Origin of the sequence: Butyrivibrio sp. WCD3002, assembly GCF_000424265.1 — a bacterium.
In the GTDB taxonomy this organism is placed as follows: domain Bacteria; phylum Bacillota; class Clostridia; order Lachnospirales; family Lachnospiraceae; genus Butyrivibrio.
In genome coordinates this window covers 1-4,338 of the sequence record NZ_AUJO01000042.1, presented here as the reverse complement: position 1 = coordinate 4,338, position 4,338 = coordinate 1, and the positions used below count along the sequence as shown (strand labels likewise).

Genomic DNA, 4,338 nt, shown 5'->3' with positions numbered 1-4,338 from the left:
AATTTATGAACATTTGTTTGCGTGCCTTGACAAACAATGGGAATCAGGCATTGCAGGGTTGCGTGTCATGGAAATATACTGAGCACCGCATAAATACTGGATTGCAGACGATTTATGCCATTTGACAACAGGCTGGCGAGATGCTAAGATTAAGGCGTAAGAACAAGTTGATTAAATAAAAAGGGATGCCACCGGCAACGGTCAGGTCTTCCAGATAAGCTAATACAAGATCAGCCGCTCAGTTGTCCAGACCGGGGCGGCTATTCTTGTGTTTTACTATTGCGTCCGATGGCGTATCCGAGACCGAACGCAGTCAGCACAAGGCTGATAACAGCGATTAATCCCGCAATCGTCAATATTTGCGGTCCTCCTTTCCGGTGAAGACTAGGAGCGCGAGCTCCAGTACAACAGTTCCAGTCCGGAGGTAGTATTACATTTGAATATTCGACCTCCGAACATAGCGTACTTAAAGCACATTCGGAAGCCCTTTAAGAATGATATATTTTTGACTAATTCGGAATTGCATTCCGAATTAGTCGTATTTACAATTGAAAAAACTGTAATCCAAGTGGTAGAATATGACTAATCCGGAATCAAATTCCGGATTAGTCATACTTATTATGAGAGGATTAGTATATGGAATATATCAAGAGAGCCATTGAGGATGTGGTAGAGCATTCAGCCAAAACATTTAAATGTATATTGATTACAGGTGCGAGACAAACTGGAAAATCAACGTTAGTCAAACATTTATATTCAGATGTAAAGCAGGTTTCATTTGATGATCCATTTGTTGAGGATCAGGCAAAGAATAATCCAGAGATGTTCATGTCATTAAATGAACCACCTGTATTTTTGGATGAAATTCAGTATGTGCCATCTTTGTTTAGATATATAAAGCAATCTAGTGATAATAATGATTCAAAGGGATTGTATTATCTTTCCGGCTCACAACCTTTTAAGCTTATGGAATTGGTATCTGATTCATTAGCAGGAAGAGCAGCTATTATCGAATTACCACCATTATCACTTAGAGAAATAATGAAGAGTAGTTATAAAAAACCATTTCTTCCTACAATGGAGTATGTTCAAGACAGGAATAAAGAAGCCGTAAAACCAGATAACATATGGAAAATAATACATCGTGGTGGCTATCCTGAGATGCAAAATCCAGAAATGGATTGGACAATGTTTTTTGCAAGCTACGTAAAAACTTATTTAGAACGTGATGTTAGAGAACTGGCTGCGGTACAGGATTTAGATGCATTTCGTAGATTTATGATAGCTTGTGCTGCAAGAACTGGACAGATGCTCAATTACTCTAATATAGCCGAAGAAGTCGGTAAGGATGCAAATACTATAAAGAATTGGATCTCTATTTTGGAGGCGTCAGGCATAGTGTATATACTAGAGCCGTATGCTAATAGTGCCTTAAAGCGTGCTATAAAGACGCCTAAAATGTATTTTAGAGATACAGGCTTAGCAGCATATCTTACAAGGTGGCTTACTCCTGAAACCTTAGCAACAGGTGCGATGAGTGGGGAGTTCTTTGAGACGTTCGTTATTTCAGAGATATTAAAAAGCTATTCTAATAGAGGATTAGATTATCGTTATTTCGTGTCATATTATAGAGGCAAAGATAAGAAAAAAATCAAAAAGAATGGTGAAGAAACCTACGAAGAGGCAGAGATCGATTTCATTATCGAGCAGGATGGTGTGTTGTATCCTATCGAAATTAAGCAAAGCAGTAATGTCTCTGCTGATATGACCTCGGCTTTTCAGATATTAGACACAATACCTGAAAAAAAGCGAGGAACAGGAGCTGTTGTGTGCATGTGCTCCATGCCAGGTGCTTTAAGAGAAAATGTATTACAAATTCCATATTGGTTTATTTAAAATTCGGTAACCGTGTACTGTTAACATATATCATTAGAAGAGGCTGCTATTTTGCAGCCTCCCCTTTGTGAAATATATATTTATTTCAAATAAGCCTTAAGTTGTTCAACTAAAAGGTATACCATGGTACCAGGTGCGTATAAGGAGGGAGTATCAATTCCATCTCTGAAATTCTCCATCCTGCGTTTTGCATTTTTGATTGCTGCATCAACGCCACCGATAGAATCCAGAAGATCGTATAAATCTTTTAGATTTTTTTCATATCCGTCTGCAGACAGATTATATTGTTTGAAAAGCTCGTTAAGTTTTTTGTTCCATTCATGCCGGTGTAAATCTGCATCACTATAACTAAAATGCAGATAAATCCAGTATTCAAAGCTTTGATTACTCCAACCTATGGAATATCCTTTGCTTTTTCCTGTGGCAATAGCAGAGTCAAAATCCGGAAAATCATCTTTATCAAAAATAACCCAAATGTTTTGGTAGATAATTTTCGCCTTGTTTACACATTCCTCTGTAATTTCGATTAGTCGCCCAGTAGAAGATCCCTGTCCATAAATGTCAATTTCCGGAACTTCAATAATATCAACAGTTCCACCAATTTGTTCAAGGACTTGTTTTTTTAGACCATTGAAGTAATAAGGCTCAGTTTTTTCACCTTCTGTAATGATAAGAAACGAGTTTGCCTTAGGCGTTTTAAAATCATGGGTACGCTTTTTTCTATCGGCCCGTCTCTTTTTAAAAATATCATCGCTTCCCATTCAATCACCTGCTTCCACAGTATAGTCAGATAATGAAGGGATTCCTCCATAAACTCCGGATAAATAGTCTTTTTCAAACGATGCATCAGAACGAATCTTGAAATCAGATAAGGCAGAAAGGCTGGAATACCCATAATCATCTTTTTGAACAAACCAGATCTGATCTCTTCTGAAAAATTTTCGATCCAAAAGAGTTGTGTCATGTGTTGTATAAATAAGCTGGGCACTAGAATCCTTATTGTTAAATAAATCAATTACAAATTTAAGAAGTAGAGGATGCAGCTTAATATTCAACTCATCTACGATCATAATTCCATCTCGCATAATGATTGAAGAAGCAATAATAAAAATAATTATGCTTTTTAAGGTACCTTGCGATTCGTTATACAGATTTAGCTTATATTTCTTTTGATTCTTACCATTATGATATGTAAAAAACTCTATCTTTTTGTCGATTGTATCGTATGAAATATCCCTGATACCAGTATCAATAGCAGTGAGAAACCTGATGAGCTCATCTTTATTATTATCAATTACATCTGGCAGAAATCGTTCCATAACACGGGGATTTTCATAAAAGCGAGTATCTACTATCATCATGTGAGAAATTTCAGCAAATACTTTGTGAAATACTTCTGTTTTTAGAGATAATCTGCTGAAAAAGGTTAGGGCAAGAGCTTCTTTTGAAATCTGATTCTTATATCGGTCACATTCTCTTCTGATCGAAGCCCCCATTTTAATTTCTTCAGTACTGCGTTCTAAAATTATTGATTTACGATTGCTCTCAAAATCCCGGACATAAAACCATTCACTAATAATTTCTTTATCATCAAACTCAAATCCATAGCTATATTCTGCAGAATCATCACATACAATAATTTGATATTCAGATGGAGAGAAAACATCATCAAAAGCAAAGGGATTATAATATTTTTCCAGAATGTTATCCTCAATCTCACCGACGGCATTCATAGAGCGCATAACTATGTTTTGGAACATCTGTATACCATAGTAGAGGTTTGATTTTCCACTTGCGTTTGCACCATAGATTGCTGCTACTCGTAAGAACTTTTCTTTTGTTCCTTGGATTAGATTGTACTGATGTTCCTTATATGCTGGTATGGATGTCATATCAAGAGTGATTTCATCTTTAAAAGACAAAACATTCTTCATAGAAAACTGAACTAGCACGGCATGAACCTCCTATTATTCCTATTCTGATAATAAAATAACATTTTATGCATACTACGTCAACAAAATTACGGAAATTTCACAAAAATATTGACATAAGCAACATAAGAAGACATTGGCACCGTGTACTGTTAACAATTTATGAACATTTGTTCGCGTACCTTGACAAACAATGTGAATCAGGTATTGCAGGGTTGCGTGTCATGGAAATATACTGAGCGCCGCATGAATACTGGATTACAGACGATTTATGTCATTTAACAACAGGCTGGAGAGATGCTAAGATTAAGGCGTAAGAATAATAAAAAGGGTGTCACCGTGACGGTTAGCCCCCCAAAAAATTATGATAAGCAGAAATGTGACCGCTCAGCAATCTTTGTCAGGGATTAGGCGGTCATTTCTGCGTTTTATTGATATCCAGATGCGGTAACCGTGTACCATTAACTTTTGTGAAAAAATTCAAATGAACTTGACGAAACATTTGTTCTTG

3 protein-coding genes are annotated in these 4,338 nt (G+C 36.5%); 1 reads left to right on the top strand and 2 read right to left on the bottom strand.

Translation table 11 applies throughout. From position 1 onward, the window contains the following. The first annotated feature begins 636 nt into the window (after window positions 1-636). Window positions 637-1,896, top strand: a complete 1,260-nt coding sequence (locus tag G608_RS0117640; RefSeq protein ID WP_026497093.1) for an ATP-binding protein — start codon at window positions 637-639, stop codon at window positions 1,894-1,896. 80 nt (window positions 1,897-1,976) lie between these two features. Here G608_RS0117640 and G608_RS0117635 read toward each other — a convergent pair whose 3' ends face one another. Beyond that, window positions 1,977-2,657, bottom strand: a complete 681-nt coding sequence (locus tag G608_RS0117635; RefSeq protein WP_026497092.1) for an RloB family protein — start codon at window positions 2,655-2,657, stop codon at window positions 1,977-1,979. After that, on the bottom strand, window positions 2,658-3,848 hold the full coding sequence (locus G608_RS0117630; protein WP_026497091.1) for an AAA family ATPase: 1,191 nt from the start codon (window positions 3,846-3,848) through the stop codon (window positions 2,658-2,660). Window positions 3,849-4,338: the final 490 nt, after the last annotated feature.